17 protein-coding genes are annotated in these 19987 nt (G+C 60.4%); 10 read left to right on the top strand and 7 right to left on the bottom strand.

Annotated features, from left to right (window positions below; all coding sequences use genetic code 11):
• Positions 1-99: 99 nt before the first annotated feature.
• Entirely contained in the window at positions 100-2550 is a 2451-nt protein-coding gene (locus AC1Q6I_RS25345) for a glycogen/starch/alpha-glucan phosphorylase (RefSeq protein WP_024072903.1), read from the bottom strand.
• 236 nt (positions 2551-2786) lie between these two features.
• Between AC1Q6I_RS25345 and AC1Q6I_RS25340 the strand changes: the two genes are divergently transcribed.
• Positions 2787-3221, top strand: a complete 435-nt coding sequence (locus AC1Q6I_RS25340; RefSeq protein WP_024072902.1) for a YkgJ family cysteine cluster protein — start codon at positions 2787-2789, stop codon at positions 3219-3221.
• 203 nt (positions 3222-3424) lie between these two features.
• Here the strand turns inward: AC1Q6I_RS25340 and typA are convergent, their stop codons facing one another.
• Together typA and thiI are read right to left on the bottom strand one after the other, a co-directional pair.
• Positions 3425-5245, bottom strand: coding sequence for a translational GTPase TypA (gene typA / locus AC1Q6I_RS25335; RefSeq protein WP_102625464.1), 1821 nt, complete (start codon positions 5243-5245; stop codon positions 3425-3427).
• A gap of 139 nt (positions 5246-5384) precedes the next feature.
• Positions 5385-6839 carry a tRNA uracil 4-sulfurtransferase ThiI gene (thiI, locus tag AC1Q6I_RS25330; RefSeq protein ID WP_102625463.1) on the bottom strand — a complete coding sequence of 485 codons (1455 nt, stop codon included), beginning with the start codon at positions 6837-6839 and terminating at the stop codon, positions 5385-5387.
• A gap of 333 nt (positions 6840-7172) precedes the next feature.
• On the opposite strand from thiI, the gene glnA reads away from it, so the two are divergent.
• From glnA to ntrC, 5 genes are all read left to right on the top strand, one after another.
• A complete protein-coding gene (gene glnA, locus AC1Q6I_RS25325) occupies positions 7173-8579 on the top strand; it encodes a glutamate--ammonia ligase (RefSeq protein WP_024072899.1) in 1407 nt (468 codons plus the stop codon).
• Between the two features lie 119 nt (positions 8580-8698).
• Positions 8699-9238: a chorismate mutase gene (locus tag AC1Q6I_RS25320; RefSeq protein ID WP_102625462.1), complete on the top strand. Its 540-nt coding sequence runs from the start codon at positions 8699-8701 to the stop codon at positions 9236-9238.
• A gap of 98 nt (positions 9239-9336) precedes the next feature.
• Complete coding sequence (locus AC1Q6I_RS25315) at positions 9337-9762, top strand: cupin domain-containing protein (RefSeq protein WP_069075086.1); 426 nt, start codon at positions 9337-9339, stop codon at positions 9760-9762.
• Between the two features lie 295 nt (positions 9763-10057).
• Positions 10058-11143, top strand: coding sequence for a nitrogen regulation protein NR(II) (gene glnL / locus AC1Q6I_RS25310; RefSeq protein ID WP_024072896.1), 1086 nt, complete (start codon positions 10058-10060; stop codon positions 11141-11143).
• Entirely contained in the window at positions 11140-12576 is a 1437-nt protein-coding gene (gene ntrC / locus AC1Q6I_RS25305) for a nitrogen regulation protein NR(I) (protein ID WP_024072895.1), read from the top strand. The genes glnL and ntrC overlap by 4 nt, the downstream gene beginning before the upstream one ends.
• 618 nt (positions 12577-13194) lie before the next feature.
• On the opposite strand, the gene AC1Q6I_RS25300 is transcribed toward ntrC, so the two are convergent.
• Positions 13195-13635, bottom strand: a complete 441-nt coding sequence (locus tag AC1Q6I_RS25300) for a hypothetical protein (protein ID WP_102625378.1) — start codon at positions 13633-13635, stop codon at positions 13195-13197.
• Between AC1Q6I_RS25300 and AC1Q6I_RS25295 the strand changes: the two genes are divergently transcribed.
• Positions 13634-14089, top strand: a complete 456-nt coding sequence (locus tag AC1Q6I_RS25295; RefSeq protein ID WP_010563141.1) for a tRNA (cytidine(34)-2'-O)-methyltransferase — start codon at positions 13634-13636, stop codon at positions 14087-14089. The two genes, AC1Q6I_RS25300 and AC1Q6I_RS25295, sit on opposite strands and share 2 nt — an antisense overlap.
• Before the next feature lie 126 nt (positions 14090-14215).
• Here the strand turns inward: AC1Q6I_RS25295 and secB are convergent, their stop codons facing one another.
• The 3 genes from secB to AC1Q6I_RS25280 are packed head-to-tail and all read right to left on the bottom strand — an operon-like array spanning position 14216 to position 15407.
• On the bottom strand, positions 14216-14695 hold the full coding sequence (gene secB, locus AC1Q6I_RS25290) for a protein-export chaperone SecB (RefSeq protein ID WP_024072893.1): 480 nt from the start codon (positions 14693-14695) through the stop codon (positions 14216-14218).
• Positions 14696-14737: 42 nt separating this feature from the next.
• On the bottom strand, positions 14738-14992 hold the full coding sequence (gene grxC, locus AC1Q6I_RS25285) for a glutaredoxin 3 (protein ID WP_024072892.1): 255 nt from the start codon (positions 14990-14992) through the stop codon (positions 14738-14740).
• 1 nt (position 14993) lies between these two features.
• Positions 14994-15407 carry a rhodanese-like domain-containing protein gene (locus AC1Q6I_RS25280; protein WP_041160819.1) on the bottom strand — a complete coding sequence of 138 codons (414 nt, stop codon included), beginning with the start codon at positions 15405-15407 and terminating at the stop codon, positions 14994-14996.
• A gap of 151 nt (positions 15408-15558) precedes the next feature.
• Between AC1Q6I_RS25280 and gpmI the strand changes: the two genes are divergently transcribed.
• The 3 genes from gpmI (at position 15559) to AC1Q6I_RS25265 (ending at position 19986) form a co-directional block, all read left to right on the top strand.
• Positions 15559-17085, top strand: a complete 1527-nt coding sequence (gpmI, locus tag AC1Q6I_RS25275) for a 2,3-bisphosphoglycerate-independent phosphoglycerate mutase (RefSeq protein ID WP_024072890.1) — start codon at positions 15559-15561, stop codon at positions 17083-17085.
• 258 nt (positions 17086-17343) lie between these two features.
• The gene (locus AC1Q6I_RS25270; RefSeq protein ID WP_024072889.1) at positions 17344-18639 is read left to right on the top strand and encodes a murein hydrolase activator EnvC family protein; all 1296 of its coding nucleotides are present in this window, start codon (positions 17344-17346) and stop codon (positions 18637-18639) included.
• 30 nt (positions 18640-18669) lie between these two features.
• Complete coding sequence (locus tag AC1Q6I_RS25265) at positions 18670-19986, top strand: S41 family peptidase (protein WP_024072888.1); 1317 nt, start codon at positions 18670-18672, stop codon at positions 19984-19986.
• Position 19987: the final 1 nt, after the last annotated feature.

The raw sequence follows: 19987 nt of genomic DNA, 5'->3' as shown, positions 1-19987 counted from the left end.
GCGAGCTTGCTCGCGAAGATCGCAAAGATACCGCGTTAAATCAGAAAGCACGCGTTATCGTTGGCGTTTTTCGCGAGCAAGCTCGCTCCTACAGCAGATCTAGTCCAGGGCTTTCCAGATCTCGGTAGCGTACTCGCGGATCGTCCGGTCCGAAGAGAACCACCCCATCCGCGCGGTATTGAGTACCGCCGAGCGCCACCATTCCTTGGAATCATGCCAATGCGCTTCGACCCGCGCTTGTGCATCCCAATAGGCGTCGAAGTCGGCACACACCAGGAAGCGGTCATAGTCGATCAGCCCATCGATCAAGCCCACATATCGGCCTGGATCGTCCGGCGAGAACACCCCGCCTCGAATCGCCTGCAGCACATCGTTCAACCGATGGGAGGCCGCGATGTCCGGCCCGGCATGGAACTCGCCAGCCTGCTTGCGCGCCTCGACCTGTTGGGCGCTGAGACCGAAGATAAACATGTGCTCGGCCCCCACGCGCTCGTGCATCTCGACGTTGGCGCCGTCCATGGTGCCGATGGTCAGCGCGCCGTTGAGGCCGAACTTCATATTGCTGGTGCCCGACGCCTCAAAGCCGGCAGTGGAGATTTGCTCCGACAAGTCGGCCGCCGGAATGATGCTTTCCGCCAGGCTGACGTTGTAGTTGGGCAGGAACACCACCTTGAGCAGACCGCGCACGGTCGGGTCGTTGTTCACGGTGCGCGCAATGTCGTTGGTCAGCTTGATGATCAACTTGGCCTGGTGATAACTGGCCGCCGCCTTGCCCGCGAAAATCTTCACCCGCGGTACCCAGTCGGTGCCCGGCTCGGCACGGATCGCCTGGTACAGCGCCACGGTGTGCAGCAGGTTGAGCAACTGGCGCTTGTACTCGTGGATACGCTTGACCTGTACGTCGAACATTGCCGCCGGGTTGACCGCAATGCCCAGGCGCTCATGGATGATATCGGCCAGCGCGCGCTTGCTGTGCAGGCGCTGTTCGGCAAACGCCTTGCGGAATGCTTGCTTCTCGGCAAAGGTTTCCAGCTCGACCAGACGGGTTTCCACGGTGTCGAGAATGTCGGGGCCCAGTGCATCCACCAGCATCGAGGTGAGCTTGGGGTTGGCCTGGTACAGCCAGCGGCGGAAGGTAATGCCGTTGGTTTTGTTGTTGATGCGCTCCGGGTACAGCTTGTGCAATTCGGAGAACACCGTACTGCGCATCAACTGGGTGTGCAGGCCGGAGACCCCGTTGACACTGTGGGAGCCGAGGAATGCCAGGTTGCCCATGCGCACACGGCGGCCGTTGTCTTCTTCGATCAGCGACACGGCGCGCAGTACGTCGAAGTCATGGGTGCCCTTGGCCCGCAACGAGTCGATGTGCTGGGCGTTGATCAGGTAGATGATCTGCATGTGCCGGGGCAGCATGCGTTCCATCAGGCCGACCGGCCAGGTTTCCAGGGCTTCGGGCAACAGGGTGTGGTTGGTGTACGACAGGGTTTCGACGGTGACATCCCACGCGGCGTCCCATGGAATGTCGTGCAGGTCGACCAGTTGACGCATCAACTCGGCCACGGCGATCGACGGGTGAGTGTCGTTGAGCTGGATCGCCGCATGCTCGCCCAGGCTGAGTACCGAGCCGTGCATGTTCTTGTGGCGACGCAGCAGGTCTTGCAGCGAGGCCGAGACGAAGAAGTATTCCTGGCGCAGGCGCAGTTCCTGCCCCGCTTCCGTGCTGTCAGCCGGGTAAAGCACTCGGGAGATGCTTTCCGCACGGGCCACTTCGGCGACCGCACCCAAGTGGTCACCGGCGTTGAAGCGCTCCAGATGCAGGTCTTCCACCGCCCGCGCACGCCACAGGCGCAGGGTGTTGACGCTGGCGCCGCGCCAGCCGACCACCGGGGTGTCATAGGCGACGGCACGCACCGTTTCGTTGGGCGTCCACACTTGGATCATCTTGCCGGCAGGGTCCGGCAGGGTTTCGACGCTGCCGCCAAAGCCGATCGGGTAAATCACCTCGGCCCGTTCGAATTCCCACGGGTTGCCGAAATCCAGCCAGCGCTCGGTCTGTTCCTGCTGCCAGCCATCGACAATCGCCTGGCGGAACAAGCCGTGCTCATAACGAATGCCATAACCATGGCCGGCAATGCCCAGGGTCGACATGCTTTCCATAAAGCACGCCGCCAGGCGGCCCAGGCCACCGTTGCCAAGCGCCGCGTCGGGCTCCAGCAGGCGGATGCGCTCCAGGTCGACACCCAATTCGCTCAGGGCTTCGCGAGCGATCTCCAGCACACCGAGGTTGCTCAGGCTGTCATAGAGCAAACGGCCGATGAGGAATTCGAGGGAGAGGTAATACACCCGCTTCTGGCCTTTACGGTAGATACGCCGGGTGTGGTCCATCCAGTGGTCGACCATCTGGTCGCGGGCGGCCAGGGCAATGGCTTCGAACCAGTCGTGGTCGAAGGCGTGATCCGGGTCTTTGCCCACCGCGTAGGTGAGTTTGGTCAAGACAGCATCGCGAAACGCGGCTACCTCTGCTTCTCGTGCAAGCGGTTCCTGAGACATCGGTGCGACCTCGGGCGAGATTGAAGGAGTTGCTAGAGCCTAGTCGGTCTGACAGACGGTGAAGGCTCTGGTTCGGCAGTTTTTTAACTCATTCACCTTTGCGCGAATTTAATGCAGGGGTCGTGCCCGATCTGCACTCGAACAGCCTTCGAGCTGAAAACCAGAAAATATTGTTCAAAAAACCATCAATCCCGGTATGATCGCGCGCCCGGATACCGCCCCACCTTGGAACCCTGATGAAGCCTCAACTGATCGCCGCCGCGGAACTCGACCGTCTCGAGACTTGGCAGAAATACTCCGCCCACATGTGCGGTGGCTGCGTGTCCAGCTGCTGCACGCTGCCGGTTGAGGTGAAGATCAAGGACCTGATCCGCATTGGCATCGTCGATGAATTCGAGCGCGGCGACCCGCCGAAAAACATCGCCAAGCGTTTGCAGAAGGAAGGCATTGTCGAACGCTACAACAACAAATCCGAGATTTTTACCCTGCAGCGCATGAGCAACAACGACTGCTTGTACCTGGATCGTAAGACGCGCTTCTGCACTATTTATGACAAGCGTCCGGATACCTGCCGCAACCACCCGAAAATCGGGCCGCGCCCGGGGTATTGCGCATATAAGCCGAAGGAAGTGGTGCGCGAAACCAAGTTCAAGACCCTCGATAAGTTCTGATCCAGGTTTTGCAGGGGGCTCAAGGGCCCCATCGGGGGCAAGCCCCCTCCCACACTGACCGCATTCCAAATGACTGTACTCGGTCAAATGTGGGAGGGGGCTTGCCCCCGATGAGGCCGGTACAGCCACCACACAACCTGCAGACATAAAAAAACGCCCCCGGCCTTTCGACCGGGGGCGTTTTTCATTCAGCCTGAGTTAACTCAGTTCTTGGCTTTCTTGGCAGCGCGGGTACGCTCGCCTTCGTCCAGGATCTTCTTACGCAGGCGGATCGACTTAGGCGTGACTTCGCACAGCTCGTCGTCCTGGATGAATTCCAGGGCCTGTTCCAGGGTGAAGCGAACAGGTGGAACCAGGGCGATGGTTTCGTCTTTACCCGAAGCACGCATGTTGTCGAGCTTCTTGCCTTTGGTTGGGTTGACGCCCATGTCGTTGTCACGGCTGTTCAGGCCAACGATCTGACCGTTGTAGATCTCTTGACCGTGTTCAACGAACAGCTTGCCACGCGCCTGGAGGGTTTCCAGGGAGTAGGTCAGCGCCTTGCCGGTTTCTACCGATACCAGAACACCGTTCTGACGGCCGGACATGTCGCCGGACTTCATGGTGTCGTAGCGATCGAAGATCGAGGTCAGGATGCCAGCACCGTTGGTCAGGGTCAGGAACTGGTTACGGAAACCGATCAGACCACGAGCAGGGATGTTGTATTCCAGACGCACACGGCCTTTGCCATCCGGCACCATGTTGGTCAGGTCGCCCTTACGCAGGCCCATCTCTTCCATGACCTTGCCCTGGGAGTCTTCAGGGGTGTCGATGGTGACGTTTTCGAACGGTTCCTGCTTCACGCCGTCAACAGTACGGATGATCACTTCAGGACGACCAACGCCCATTTCGAAGCCTTCGCGACGCATGGTTTCGATCAGTACCGAGAGGTGCAGCTCACCACGGCCGGAAACCTTGAACTTGTCAGCCGAGTCGCCTTCTTCAACGCGCAGTGCAACGTTGTACAGCAGCTCTTTGTCCAGACGTTCCTTGATGTTACGGGAAGTCACGAACTTGCCTTCTTTACCGCAGAAAGGCGAGTCGTTTACCTGGAAGGTCATGGAAACGGTTGGCTCGTCAACGGTCAGAGGCTTCATCGCCTCGACAGTGTCCGGCTGGCACAGGGTGTCGGAGATGAACAGCGAGTCCATGCCGCTGACGCACACGATGTCGCCGGCGAAGGCTTCTTCAACGTCGATACGGTGCAGGCCGTGGTGGCCCATCAGCTTCAGGATACGGCCGTTACGCTTCTTGCCGTCGGCGCCGATAGCCACAACCGGGGTGTTCGGCTTGACGCTACCACGGGCGATACGACCAACGCCGATAACACCCAGGAAGCTGTTGTAGTCCAGTGCCGAGATTTGCATCTGGAACGGACCGTCACGGTCAACCTTCGGTGGTGGAACGTGGTCAACGATCGCCTGGTACAGCGGGGTCATGTCTTCCGCCATGGCGGTGTGTTCCAGACCGGCAATACCGTTCAGGGCCGATGCGTAGATCACTTGGAAATCAAGTTGCTCTTCGGTAGCGCCCAGGTTGTCGAACAGGTCAAAGATCTGGTCCAGAACCCAGTCCGGACGCGCGCCTGGACGGTCAACCTTGTTGATGCACACGATCGGACGCAGGCCGGCTTCGAAAGCCTTCTTGGTCACGAAACGGGTTTGCGGCATAGGACCGTCTTGAGCGTCAACCAGCAGCAGAACGGAGTCAACCATCGACATTACGCGTTCTACTTCGCCGCCGAAGTCGGCGTGGCCCGGGGTATCCACGATGTTGATGTGGTAGCCGTTCCAGTTGATAGCGGTGTTTTTAGCCAGGATGGTAATACCGCGCTCTTTTTCCTGGTCGTTGGAGTCCATCACGCGCTCGTCGTTGAGCTCGTTGCGCTCCAGGGTGCCGGATTGACGCAAGAGTTTGTCTACCAGGGTGGTTTTACCATGGTCAACGTGAGCAATGATGGCGATGTTACGTAGATTTTCGATCACTTGTGTATCTCGATCAGAGGATTCGGTGTGCTGACAGGTCGTGGCAGCGATTAACAGTAGAGTCAGGCCTTGCCGTTACAGCTTGACGGCAGAGTCGGGGGGCCGGTGACGCAGGCCACAGGCAAACAGCCCCGGGCTCTTAGCTCGGTCGATAAACGCGCACATTGGCATGCCCCTCACTGAGCAAATGGTGGGCATGCAGGCGACTCATCACGCCTTTGTCGCAATACAGCAGGTACTGACGGCTGTTATCCAGTTCCTTGAAACGCGCGTTCAATGCATAGAACGGCAGCGTTTGTACGTCGATGCCAGCGATTTCCAGCGGCTCATCCTCCGCGGCATCCGGGTGACGGATGTCGATGACGATCTGGCCGGCCAGGGCTTCGCTGACTTCTTCGATCTGCACATCCTGGCCCAGTTCATCGATGACTCGATCGATCGGGACCAGCTTGGCGTTCTCGAGCGCACGCTCCAGAATCGCCATGTCAAACTGTTGTTCTTCGTACTCCACGCGGTTGCGCTTGGCGTGGGTCTTGGGGTTCACCGAGATGACCCCGCAATATTCAGGCATATGCTTGGCGAAATCAGCGGTGCCGATTTGTTCCGCCAGGTCGATGATGTCCTGCTTGTGGCTGGCGATCAGCGGGCGCAACACCAGCTTTTCGGTCACACAGTCGATCAGCGACAGGTTCGGCAGCGTCTGGCTGGAGACCTGGGAGATCGCTTCGCCGGTCACCAGCGCGTCGATCTGCAACTGATCGGCGATTCGGGACGCAGCGCGCAACATCATACGCTTCAATACTACGCCCATATGACTGTTATCGACTTTGCCGAGAATTTCCCCGAGCACTTCCTCGAACGGCACGCTCACAAATAGCACACGCTGGGAGCTGCCGTACTTCTTCCAGATATAATGCGCGACTTCCATCACGCCCAATTCGTGTGCACGCCCGCCCAGGTTAAAGAAGCAGAAATGGCTCATCAGCCCGCGGCGCATGATCTGGTAGGCCGCCACCGTGGAATCGAAACCGCCGGACATGAGTACCAGGGTCTGTTCCAAGGCACCCAGCGGGTAGCCGCCGATGCTGTCGTGCTGGCTATGGATCACGAACAACCGTTGGTCGCGAATTTCCATGCGCACTTCAATTTGTGGCGCTTTCAAGGAAATTCCGGCTGCGCCGCACTCGCGACGCAGCTTGCTGCCGACGTATTTCTCGACGTCCATGGAGCTGAACGGGTGCTTGCCGGCACGCTTGCAGCGCACCGAAAAAATCTTCCCTTCCAGCTCATCACCGAAGTGCTGCTTGCACTTTTCGGTGATGTCGTCGAAGTCGCCCAGTGGATACTCGTCCACCTGCAGGAAATGCGCGATACCCGGCATGCAGCTCAGCCGTTCGGTCATGTCCTTCAAGGCTTTGGGGTCGGTCACGCGGGTTTCCAGCTCGAGGTTGTCCCACACGCCGTTCACCACCACAGCCGGGTCCAGATCGCGGAGCACGGCACGGATGTTCTTGGCCAACTGACGGATGAAACGCATCCGTACCGGTCGGCTCTTGATGGTGATCTCTGGGAAGACTTTAACGATTAATTTCATGGAAACAGCGCGCGCAGGGCCTGCCGAAAAAGGGGGGCGCGGATTATAGCGGAAATCGCTCAAGGTTTAACCAGTTAATATGCATCGAAGGTGATGAGCACCAAAATGGGTCATTTATGCAAATCGGCGCTACATTGCAGTGCGTTAATTATTCCATTTCGGCCGATTGCACCGTTATAGGGGCGATTTTGAGGCAGAAAGGCCATGTTGGCGCACTGGCATGCAATTTGCTCTCTTGTGAGGCAGGTTGCCATGGCGGAGTATCCGCGCCGGCATCACCCACATTCTAAGGGCTAACTCCACTACCCAGCCCGAAGCCACCCGGAGGACACCATGTCGAAGTCGGTTCAACTCATCAAAGATCATGACGTTAAATGGATTGATCTGCGCTTCACGGACACAAAAGGCACTCAGCACCACGTGACCATGCCGGCTCGCGACGCGCTGGATGACGCTTTCTTCGAAGAAGGCAAAATGTTCGACGGTTCCTCCATTGCCGGTTGGAAAGGCATCGAAGCTTCCGACATGATCCTGATGCCGGACGACAGCACTGCCGTGCTGGACCCGTTCACCGAAGACCCAACCCTGATCATCGTCTGCGACGTGATCGAGCCTTCGACCATGCAAGGCTACGACCGCGACCCACGTGCGATCGCCAAGCGTGCCGAGGAATACCTGAAGTCGACCGGTATCGGCGACACCGTATTCGTAGGCCCTGAGCCAGAATTCTTCATCTTTGATTCGGTCAAGTTCAAGTCCGACATCTCCGGCTCCATGTTCAAGATCTTCTCCGAACAAGGTTCGTGGATGTCCGACCAGGACGTGGAAGGCGGCAACAAAGGCCACCGTCCAGGCATCAAAGGTGGCTACTTCCCAGTTCCGCCATTCGACCACGACCACGAAATCCGTACCTCCATGTGCAACGCCATGGAAGAAATGGGCCTGGTCATCGAAGTGCACCACCACGAAGTGGCCACTGCCGGCCAGAACGAAATCGGTGTGAAATTCAACACCCTGGTGGCCAAGGCTGACGAAGTCCAGACCCTGAAGTACTGCGTACACAACGTGGCTGATGCCTACGGCCGTACCGCGACCTTCATGCCTAAGCCTCTGTACGGCGATAACGGCTCGGGTATGCACGTTCACCTGTCCATCGCTAAAGAAGGCAAGAACACCTTCGCTGGCGAAGGTTATGCCGGCCTGTCCGACACCGCCCTGTACTTCATCGGCGGTATCATCAAGCACGGTAAGGCCCTGAACGGCTTCACCAACCCGTCGACCAACTCCTACAAGCGTCTGGTTCCAGGCTTCGAAGCGCCGGTCATGCTGGCCTACTCGGCACGCAACCGTTCCGCCTCGATCCGTATTCCTTACGTGTCCAGCCCGCGCGCTCGCCGTATCGAAGCCCGCTTCCCGGATCCAGCAGCCAACCCATACCTGGCCTTCGCTGCCCTGGTCATGGCTGGCCTGGACGGTATCCAGAACAAGATCCACCCTGGCGACGCCGCCGACAAAAACTTGTACGACCTGCCGCCTGAAGAGGCCAAAGAGATCCCACAAGTGTGCGGCAGCCTGAAAGAAGCCCTGGAAGAGCTGGACAAGGGCCGTGCGTTCCTGACCAAAGGCGGCGTATTCAGCGACGACTTCATCGATGCCTACATCGAGCTGAAAAGCGAAGAAGAAATCAAAGTACGCACCTTCGTACACCCACTGGAATACGAGCTGTACTACAGCTGCTGATCCGGTAGCGCTGCTTGACGCAGCGTGATGAAAGAGGCCTCCTTCGGGAGGTCTTTTTTTGCCCGAATTTTATTAAACATGTGGGAGAGGGCTCGCCCCCTCCCACAAGGAGATCAGCCTTGAAACGTCGACTTGTATTTGCCCTGCTGTTCGTCACTACCAGTGCGAGCGCCGCGCCAGCCAGCCTTGAGCCATTGCTCAACAGCATCGCCGAACGCCTGGCCATCGCCGACCAGGTCGCCCTGAGCAAATGGGACAGCAAAAAGCCCGTAGAGGACAAGAAGCGCGAACAGGAGGTCATCGCCAGCGTCATCGCCCAGGCACCCAACTACAAACTGGCGCCCGCCGCCGCCGAGCAATTTTTCTCAGCGCAGATAGAAGCGAACAAACTGGTGCAGTACACCCACCTGTCCGACTGGCAGTTCCAGGGCAAGGCACCCGATGACCCGCGCCCCGACCTGGTGAAGCAGATTCGCCCGCAGCTGGATCAATTGCAAAAACGCCTGCTGCAAGAACTGGCGGACTTCACCCCGCAACGCACCGACCCAAGGTGCCCGCAGTGGCTGGCCGAGGCGGTGCATGAGCCGTTGAACGAGCCGTTGCAGCAACTGGCGATGATTCGCGCCACTGCCGAGCTGTGTATCCACACAGGCGAATAACAGATGACACCCACATCATTTTAGGCCCCTTCCGGCATTCGTCCCCCGGACAGCGATCGTAGCCTGACCGGCCACTCAGCGAACGGATGAAACCGACCATGGAAGCCCTCAAATGCTTGATCGCAACAGCGGCGTGTTTGGCTGCGCTAGGCTGCAGCAGCCAGCCCAAAGACGCCGTACAGATCGAAAAGGAAACCCTGCTGCAGAGCAGCGCATCATGGGACGGAACACCTTACGAGGCTTACCCCTCCGGCCCGCCGGAACTTACGCTGTTGCGACTCAAGATCCCGGCGAATACACAGCTGCCCTGGCACAGCCACCCCATGCCGAACGCAGCGTATATCCTCTCGGGCGAGTTGATCGTTGAAACCCGTAAAGGCGGGCGGGCTCTCACCCTGACTCAAGGGCAAACCCTGGCCGAGATGGTGGGCACTGTCCATCGCGGCAGAACCGGAAGCACCCCAGTGGAGCTACTGGTGTTTTACGCCGGCACCATGGGCATGCCTCTGTCCCAGCCGCATTGATAAAGTCCTGCCACCGAGATCGCTCTCGAACCTGCGCGAGAACGATCTCTCATCACTTCCTGAACAACCTTCACAAAACCGCACTATATTGGTGCGACAACTTGCACCCTACCCACCTGCCCAGCCCATTTTGGTTCGAAACTTCCCGTTGAAGCTGGCAGAACGCCACAGTTTCGAGCCTTAAATCCTTATTTCAGGGGTTTAACGCTTCTTTTCGGAGCCTTGGTTTGGTTTTTGCATTTTCCTTGTATCAGCGTGTGCCTCAAGCCCGCGCCTTGCTCCAAAAGAGGTCCTGATGACCATCAGTGATGCACTGCACCGTTTGTTACTCGACAACCTGACGACCGCGACCATCCTGCTCAACGACGACTTGCGTCTTGAGTACATGAACCCGGCGGCGGAGATGCTCCTGGCCATCAGCGGCCAGCGCAGCCATGGGCAGTTCATCAGCGAATTGTTCACCGAGTCGGCCGAAGCCTTGAGTTCATTGCGCCAGGCGGTGGAGCAGGCACACCCATTCACCAAGCGCGAGGCGATGCTCACGGCCCTGACCGGCCAAACCCTGACCGTCGACTACGCCGTGACCCCGATCCTGAGCAACGGCGCCACCCTGCTGCTGCTTGAAGTGCATCCCCGCGACCGCCTGCTGCGCATCACCAAAGAAGAAGCCCAGCTGTCCAAGCAGGAAACCAGCAAGATGCTGGTCCGCGGCCTGGCCCATGAGATCAAGAACCCGTTGGGCGGGATTCGCGGTGCCGCGCAGTTGCTGGCCCGCGAGCTGCCGGACGAGCACCTCAAGGACTACACCAACGTCATCATTGAAGAGGCCGACCGCCTGCGCAACCTGGTGGACCGCATGCTCGGCTCCAACAAACTGCCGTCGCTGGCGATGACCAACGTGCACGAGGTGCTTGAGCGCGTCTGCCAGCTGGTCGAAGCCGAAAGCCAGGGCTGCATCACCCTGGTGCGCGACTACGACCCGAGCATTCCCGACGTATTGATCGACCGCGAACAGATGATCCAGGCCGTGCTCAATATCGTGCGCAACGCCATGCAAGCCATCAGCAGCCAGAACGAGCTGCGCCTGGGCCGCATCAGCCTGCGCACCCGCGCCCTGCGCCAGTTCACCATCGGCCACGTGCGCCATCGCCTGGTAACCAAGGTCGAGATCATCGACAACGGCCCGGGCATTCCTGCGGAACTGCAGGAAACCATCTTCTTTCCAATGGTCAGCGGCCGCCCGGACGGTACCGGGCTGGGCCTGGCCATTACCCAGAACATCATCAGCCAGCACCAGGGTCTGATCGAATGTGAGAGCCATCCCGGCCACACCACGTTCTCGATCTTTCTGCCTCTGGAACAAGGAGCCCCATCGACATGAGCCGTAGTGAAACTGTGTGGATCGTCGATGACGACCGTTCTATCCGCTGGGTCCTCGAGAAAGCCTTGCAACAGGAAGGCATGACCACCCAGAGCTTCGACAGCGCTGACGGGGTGATGAGCCGCCTGGCGCGCCAGCAGCCCGACGTGATCATCTCCGACATCCGCATGCCCGGCGCCAGTGGCCTGGACCTGCTGGCGCGGATTCGCGAACAGCACCCGCGCCTGCCGGTAATCATCATGACGGCGCACTCGGACCTGGACAGCGCTGTCGCGTCCTACCAGGGCGGTGCGTTTGAATACCTGCCCAAGCCGTTCGACGTGGACGAGGCGGTGGCGCTGGTCAAGCGCGCCAACCAGCACGCCCAGGAACAACAGAACCAGGAAGCGCCGCCGGCGCTGACCCGCACCCCGGAAATCATCGGCGAAGCGCCGGCGATGCAGGAAGTGTTTCGCGCCATCGGGCGCTTGAGCCACTCCAACATCACCGTGCTGATCAATGGCGAGTCGGGTACCGGTAAAGAACTGGTGGCCCACGCCCTGCACCGTCACAGCCCAAGGTCGGCCTCGCCGTTTATCGCACTGAACATGGCGGCGATTCCGAAGGACTTGATGGAGTCCGAGCTGTTCGGCCATGAGAAAGGCGCGTTCACTGGCGCGGCCAACCTGCGTCGCGGCCGCTTTGAGCAAGCCGATGGCGGTACGTTGTTCCTCGATGAGATCGGCGATATGCCGGCCGATACCCAGACCCGCCTGCTGCGGGTACTGGCGGACGGCGAATTCTATCGCGTGGGCGGGCATACGCCGGTCAAGGTCGATGTGCGCATCATCGCCGCGACTCACCAGAACCTGGAAACCCTGGTGCATGCGGGCAAGTTCCGCGAGGACTTGTTCCACCGCTTGAACGTGATCCGTATCCACATTCCCCGGATGTCGGACCGTCGCGAAGATATCCCGACCCTCGCTCGCCACTTCCTCAGCCGCGCCGCCCAGGAGCTGGCCGTGGAGCCGAAGCTGCTGAAAACCGAGACCGAGGAATACCTGAAGAACCTGCCGTGGCCAGGCAACGTGCGCCAGCTGGAGAACACCTGCCGCTGGATCACGGTGATGGCATCCGGGCGCGAGGTGCATATCAGCGACCTGCCGCCGGAGCTGTTGAGCCTGCCGCAGGACTCGGCCCCAGTGACCAACTGGGAACAAGCCCTGCGCCAATGGGCCGACCAGGCCCTGGCACGCGGCCAGTCAAACCTGCTGGACAGCGCCGTACCGGCGTTCGAGCGGATCATGATCGAAACGGCCCTCAAGCACACCGCTGGTCGCCGCCGCGATGCCGCCGTGCTGCTGGGCTGGGGCCGCAATACCCTGACTCGCAAGATCAAGGAACTGGGGATGAAGGTGGATGGTGGTGACGACGACGACGGCGATGAGGGCTGAGTCTCAGATCCACTGAAAATCCAATGTGGGAGGGGGCTTGCCCCCGATAGCGGTGGATCAGTCACATAGATGTCGACTGACACTCCGCCGTCGGGGGCAAGCCCCCTCCCACATTTGGACCTCCAAAGGCTTCAGAACCGTGCACCGCTTCAATGCACCATGAACCGGCATCGGGCATGGATCCAACGCCTGAAACCGCAGAACCGCTGAAAAAAACCTGAACCCCGAAAACACCAAAGCCCCGTATTCCGGGGCTTTGCGCTTTCTGAAGATTTTTTTTGGCGCCACTTCGCGACTCTGGCACGCGCCCTGCAATATCCCTTGTACAACCCAGTTTCGGGGACCTTGGTACAGGCAGGCCGAGAATCCCCTCTTTACACCCGGGGTGCTTGATGCGAACCGCATCGCGCTCCACACCGCTTTGGGGAACCTCGGTACAGGCAGGCCGGGGATTCCCTCTTTAACACCGAAGCCCTTGAGGCTTCACCCCGTTTTGGGAGCCCTGGTACAGGCAGGCCGGGAACTCCCTTCTTTACACCCGGGGCTTATGTGGCACAGCGCCCATAGCCCCAGCCCGTTTTGGGGACCTTGGTACAGGCAGGCCGGGGATTCCCTCTTTTATTGCTCTTGGAGATGGATCTCCAGCCGCCAGCGGCCTTCAGCCTTCTCCCCCGACCATTCCCCGCGCAACGGCCGAGCCGCCACCAGGTTCAGCAGCAGGCCAGCATCGGTCTTGCGTATGCGCCAGTTCACATCCTTGTCATTGACCTTGAGTTGCCCACCGGCCGCCTTGCCCTGCGCGTCGAACAACAGCCCCACGGTGCCATCGACCTGCTCGCCGTGCAGCTTGGGCTCGCTGTTAAACCACACCACCACGCCATCCGCCGCGGGCTCGACCTGCAGCAACTCGACCGGGTCGGGGGTGGTCAGGCGACCGATCATCAGGCCCACCATCAGGCCGACAATCGCCAACGAGCCCAAAACCCTCGGCAATAGCTTCGGCCTGGGATCCTCTTCGAGGGTAGAATGCAGCGCATCTTTGCCTTCGGAGCCGTGCATGTTTCACGTCATCCTTTTTCAACCAGAAATTCCGCCGAATACCGGCAACGTTATCAGGCTGTGCGCCAACAGTGGCTGCCACCTGCATTTGATCGAGCCCCTGGGCTTTGACATGGACGACAAGCGCCTGCGCCGCGCCGGGCTGGATTACCACGAGTACGCCACCTTGCAGCGCCACGCCGACCTGGCCAGCTGCCTGGAAAGCCTGGGCCACCCACGGCTGTTCGCGTTTACCACCAAGGGCTCGCGGCCGTTCCATGATGCCAGTTTTGCCGAAGGCGACGCCTTCCTGTTCGGCCCGGAAAGCCGTGGCCTGCCGGCCGAGGTACTCGATGCCCTGCCTGACGGGCATCGCCTGCGCTTGCCGATGCGCGAAGGTTGCCGCAGCCTGAACCTGTCGAACACCGTGGCCGTTGCCGTCTACGAAGGCTGGCGCCAACTCGGCTTCAAGTAACACACACAGCAAATGTGGGAGGGGGCTTGCCCCCGATAGCGGTGGATCAGTCACATAGATGTCGACTGACACTCCGCCATCGGGGGCAAGCCCCCTCCCACATTGGGTTCTGCGTCGGGTTCGAGATTACTGAACCGTCGACGCGCCTTCCTGTTGCATGCGCTGCAGCTCTTGAGCGTACAGGGCATCGAAGTTCACCGGAGCCAGCATCAGCGCAGGGAACGAACCACGGGTAACCAGGCTGTCCAGGGTCTCGCGGGCATACGGGAACAGGATGTTCGGGCAGAACGCACCCAGGGTGTGGCTCATGGACGCCTCGTCCAGGCCCTGGATCAGGAAGATACCGGCCTGTTGCACTTCAGCGATGAAGGCCACTTCTTCGCCATTCTTGACGGTGACCGACAAGGTCAGCACGACTTCGTGGAAGTCGCCTTCCAGTGCCTTTTGACGGGTGTTCAGGTCCAGGGCAACGCTTGGGGTCCATTCCTGGCGGAAGATAGCCGGGCTTTTCGGCGCTTCGAACGACAGGTCACGCACGTAGATGCGCTGCAGCGAGAACTGTGGGCCTTGGGCTTCTGCTGCTTCGGTATTCTGTTGGTCAGTCATCGCAGATCCTTCTTGATCTTGGGGTCTTTTAGGGGTTGGGAGTCAGACGTGCAGCAGCGCATCGAGTTTACCGGAGCGCTCCAGGGCGAACAGGTCATCGCATCCACCGACGTGCCGGGTGCCGATCCAGATCTGCGGAACGGACGTGCGCCCCGCCTTCTGGGCCATTTCGGCACGCACCTGGGGCTTGCCGTCGACCTTGATCTCTTCGAAGGCAACACCCTTTTTCTCCAGCAAAGCCTTGGCTCGCATGCAGTAAGGGCACCAATCGCTGGAATAGACGACAACCTGGCTCATATCACTTCACCAGCGGCAGGTTATCGGCGCGCCAGCTGCTGATACCACCAGACAGCTTGGCCGCAGTGAAACCGGTCTTGAGCATTTCGCGGGCGTGGGTGCCGGCGTGCTGGCCTTGGGCGTCGACCAGGATGATGGTCTTGGCCTTGTGTTTTTCCAGCTCGGCCAGGCGCGCAATCAGCTTGTCCTGCGGAATGTTCAGGGCGCCGACGATATGGCCGGTGGCAAAATCCTTGGCCGGGCGGATATCCACGACAATCGCCTCATCCTTGTTGACCAGCGCGGTCAGCTCCGACGTGCTCAGGCTGCGGCCACCGCGGCTCATCTCGTGAGCGATCAGCAGCGCCAGCAGGATGACGAAGGCACCCGCGAGCAGATAGTGGGCAGTGGCAAATGCAATCAGGTGATCAACCATCAAGGAGGTTCCAGGGCGTTAAAATGGCGGTAAGTATACACAGCCGCCAGGGGGGGCCAACCCCCGTAAAGCGGTGACGTGGTCGGAACTTCGCTTTAAACTGCCACTCCCTTTTCAATCCCCTTCACTAATTACCGCCGCGAGAGGATCTATGACTACTACGCCTAAACCTTTGGTCCTGATAATTCTCGATGGCTTCGGACACAGTGAAAGCCACCACGACAACGCCGTGTACTCGGCGCGCAAGCCGGTCCTGGACCGCCTGACCGCCACCGTCCCCAACGGCCTGATCTCCGGTTCCGGCATGGACGTGGGCCTGCCGGACGGCCAAATGGGCAACTCGGAAGTCGGCCACATGAACCTGGGCGCCGGACGAGTGGTCTATCAGGACTTCACGCGCGTGACCAAAGCGATCCGCGATGGCGAGTTCTTCGAGAACCCGACTATCTGCGCGGCCGTGGATAAAGCCGTCGCCGCCGGCAAAGCGGTGCACTTCATGGGCCTGCTGTCCGACGGTGGCGTACATAGCCATCAGGACCACCTGGTGGCCATGGCCGAACTGGCCTTCAAGCGGGGCGCCGACAAGATCTACCTGCACGCCTTCCTCGACGGCCGCGACACCCCGCCGAAGAGCGCGCAGTCGTCCATTGAGCTGCTGGACGCCACCTTCGCCGCCCTGGGCAAAGGCCGCATCGCCAGCCTGGTCGGCCGCTACTTCGCCATGGACCGCGACAACCGTTGGGACCGCGTGGCCCAGGCCTACAACCTGATCGTCGACGGCCAGGCCGAATTCAACGCCGCCACCGCCCAGGAGGGCCTTGAAGCCGCCTACGCCCGTGGCGAGAGCGATGAGTTCGTCAAAGCCACCACCATCGGCGAGCCGGTGAAAGTCGAAGACGGCGACGCCGTGGTCTTCATGAACTTCCGCGCCGACCGCGCCCGCGAGCTGAGCCGTGTGTTTGTCGAAGACGGTTTCAAGGAGTTCGAGCGTGCGCGCCAGCCAAAAGTCCAATATGTCGGCCTGACCCAATACGCCGCCAGCATCCCCGCCCCCGCAGCCTTTGCCGCAGGCAGCCTGGACAACGTGCTGGGCGACTACCTGGCGAAAAACGGCAAGACCCAGCTGCGCATCGCCGAAACCGAGAAGTATGCCCACGTGACCTTCTTCTTCTCCGGCGGTCGCGAAGAACCGTTCCCCGGCGAAGAGCGCATCCTGATCCCGTCGCCTAAAGTCGCCACCTACGACCTGCAACCGGAAATGAGCGCACCGCAAGTCACCGACAAGATCGTCGACGCCATCGACCACCAGCGGTATGACGTGATCGTGGTCAACTACGCCAACGGTGACATGGTCGGCCACAGCGGCAACCTGGAAGCCGCGATCAAGGCCGTGGAATGCCTGGACCAGTGCGTCGGCCGCATCGTCGATGCGCTGGAAAAGGTCGGCGGCGAAGCGCTGATCACCGCCGACCACGGTAACTGCGAGCAGATGTCCGACGAATCCACCGGGCAGGCCCACACGGCCCATACCACCGAGCCGGTGCCGTTCATCTACGTCGGCAAGCGCGACTTCAAAGTGCGTAACGGCGGCGTGCTGGCGGATGTGGCACCGACAATGTTGATGCTGATGGGGTTGGAGAAGCCGAAAGAGATGACCGGCACTTCGATTCTGGTCTGATTCTCAGAATCACCGAAAAATAGTGTGGGAGGGGGCTTGCCCCCGATTACGGTAGATCAGCTGACACCTATGTGGCTGATACACCGCTATCGGGGGCAAGCCCCCTCCCACATTGGATCTTCCGCGTTTGGTAGATGTCTTTTTGCCATACCAGCGCCACTCGGCACCTATCTTGCCCGGAAGCCTGAATTGGGCGTTTTTTTTGCAGCGCTTGGCGGGCATACTAGGCCGTCCCTTTCCGTGGTGTCGCCCGCCTCTATGCTTCGCGCCTTGATTACCCTCGCTCTTGTCTGCCTGCTCCAACCGGCGTTTGCCGATGAGCGCGCGCAAACCCAACAACAGTTGGACGCTACGCGTCAGGACATTACCGAGCTGAAAAAACTGCTCGGCAAGCTCCAGGAAGAAAAATCCGGGGTGCAGAAAGACCTGCGCGGCACGGAAACCGAGATGGGCAAGCTGGAGAAACAGGTCCAGGAGCTGCAAAAAGAATTAAAGAAGAGCGAGTCGGAACTGGAGCGACTCGACGCTGAGAAAAAAAAACTCCAGAGCGCACGCGTTGAACAGCAACGTCTGATCGCGATCCAGGCCCGCGCCGCCTACCAGAGCGGCCGCCAGGAGTACCTCAAGCTGCTGCTCAACCAGCAGAACCCGGAAAAGTTCGCGCGCACCCTCACCTACTACGACTACGTGAGCCAGGCACGCCTGGCGCAATTGAAGGGTTTCAACGAGACCCTGCGCCAACTGGCCAATGTCGAACAGGAAATCGCCGACCAGCAGTCGCAGTTGCTCGACCAGAAAAGCGCCCTCGACGTCCAGCGCGACCAGTTGGACAAGGTCCGCAAGGAACGCCAGCTGGCCCTGGCCAAGCTCAACGAAGACGTAAAGGCCCGCGACGCCAAGCTGCAAGCTCGCGAGCAGGACCAGGCCGACCTGGCCAAGGTACTCAAGACCATCGAAGAAACCCTGGCCCGCCAGGCACGTGAGGCCGAGGAAGCGCGCCAGAAAGCGCTGATCGCCCAGCAGGAAGCCGAAAAAAAGCGCCAGCGTGAGGCCGAACTGGCAGCCACGACGGACGCTCCGGCCCCCCGCAAGCCCGCGCACGCAGCACCTGGCCCGCTGGTTTCCAGCGCCGGCGAATCCTTCGGCGGCCCTTTTGCTTCCGCGCGCGGCAAACTTCCATGGCCGGTTGATGGTCGACTACTGGCACGCTTTGGGGAAACCCGTGGCGACGACACCCGCGCCAAGTGGGACGGGGTGATGATCAGCGCCGCTGCTGGCAGCCAGGTCCATGCCGTACACGGTGGCCGCGTGGTGTTTGCCGATTGGCTGCGTGGCGCCGGTTTGTTGGTGATTCTCGACCACGGTAATGGCTATTTGAGCCTTTATGGCCACAATCAGACTTTACTCAAGTCGGCAGGTGATGTTGTAAAAGCCGGTGAATCCATCTCCACTGTCGGTAACAGTGGCGGCCAGGACACCCCGGCGCTGTACTTCGCTATTCGTCAGCAGGGTCGCCCGAGCGATCCCGCACAATGGTGCCGCTCCCAAGGATAGGGGCGCATCTACACTAGGAGTTCGTTCGACATGCTGCATTTGTCCCGCCTCACTTCGCTGGCCCTGACGATCGCCCTGGTGATCGGCGCGCCTCTGGCTTTTGCCGACCAGGCCGCACCGGCTGCACCTGCCGCCACGGCCGCGACCACCAAGGCGCCGTTGCCGCTGGACGAGCTGCGCACCTTTGCCGAGGTCATGGACCGGATCAAGGCCGCCTATGTCGAACCCGTAGACGACAAGACCCTGCTGGAGAATGCCATCAAGGGCATGCTCAGCAACCTCGACCCACACTCCGCCTACCTCGGCCCGGAAGATTTCGCCGAGCTGCAGGAAAGCACCAGCGGCGAATTCGGCGGCCTGGGCATCGAAGTCGGCGCCGAGGACGGCCAGATCAAGGTCGTCTCCCCGATTGACGACACCCCAGCGTCCAAGGCCGGTATCCAGGCCGGCGACTTGATCGTCAAGATCAACGGCCAGCCGACCCGCGGCCAGACCATGACCGAAGCCGTCGACAAGATGCGCGGCAAAATCGGCCAGAAAATCACCCTGACCCTGGTGCGCGACGGCGGTGCCCCGTTCGACGTGACCCTGGCCCGCGCGACCATCACGGTCAAGAGCGTGAAGAGCCAGTTGCTGGAGTCAGGCTACGGCTACATCCGTATTACCCAGTTCCAGGTCAAGACCGGCGACGAAGTGGCCAAGGCCCTGGCCAAACTGCGCAAGGACAACGGCAAGAAGCTCAACGGCATCGTGCTCGACCTGCGCAACAACCCAGGTGGCGTGCTGCAGGCGGCGGTGGAAGTGGTCGACCACTTCATCACCAAGGGCCTGATCGTCTACACCAAGGGCCGCATCGCCAATTCCGAGTTGCGCTTCTCGGCTACCGGCAACGACCTCAGCGAAAACGTACCGCTGGCCGTGCTGATCAACGGCGGCAGCGCCTCGGCCTCGGAAATCGTTGCCGGTGCCCTGCAGGACCAGAAGCGCGGCGTGCTGATGGGCACGACCAGCTTCGGCAAAGGCTCGGTGCAAACCGTGCTGCCGCTGAACAACGAGCGTGCGCTGAAGATCACCACTGCGCTGTACTACACGCCAAACGGTCGCTCGATCCAGGCCCAGGGCATCGTGCCGGACATCGAAGTGCGCAAGGCCAAGATCACCAACGAGGTCGACAGCGAGTACTACAAGGAAGCGGACCTGCAAGGCCACCTGGGCAATGGCAACGGCGGCGCCGACCAGCCAACCGGCAGCGGCTCCAAAGCCAAGCCGATGCCGCAGGACGATGACTACCAATTGGCCCAGGCGCTGAGCCTGCTCAAGGGCCTGAGCATTACGCGCAGCCGTTGAT

The sequence above is a fragment of the Pseudomonas sp. MPR-R2A5 genome, from assembly GCF_058793055.1.
This window is presented reverse-complemented; position numbering and strand designations above follow the sequence as displayed.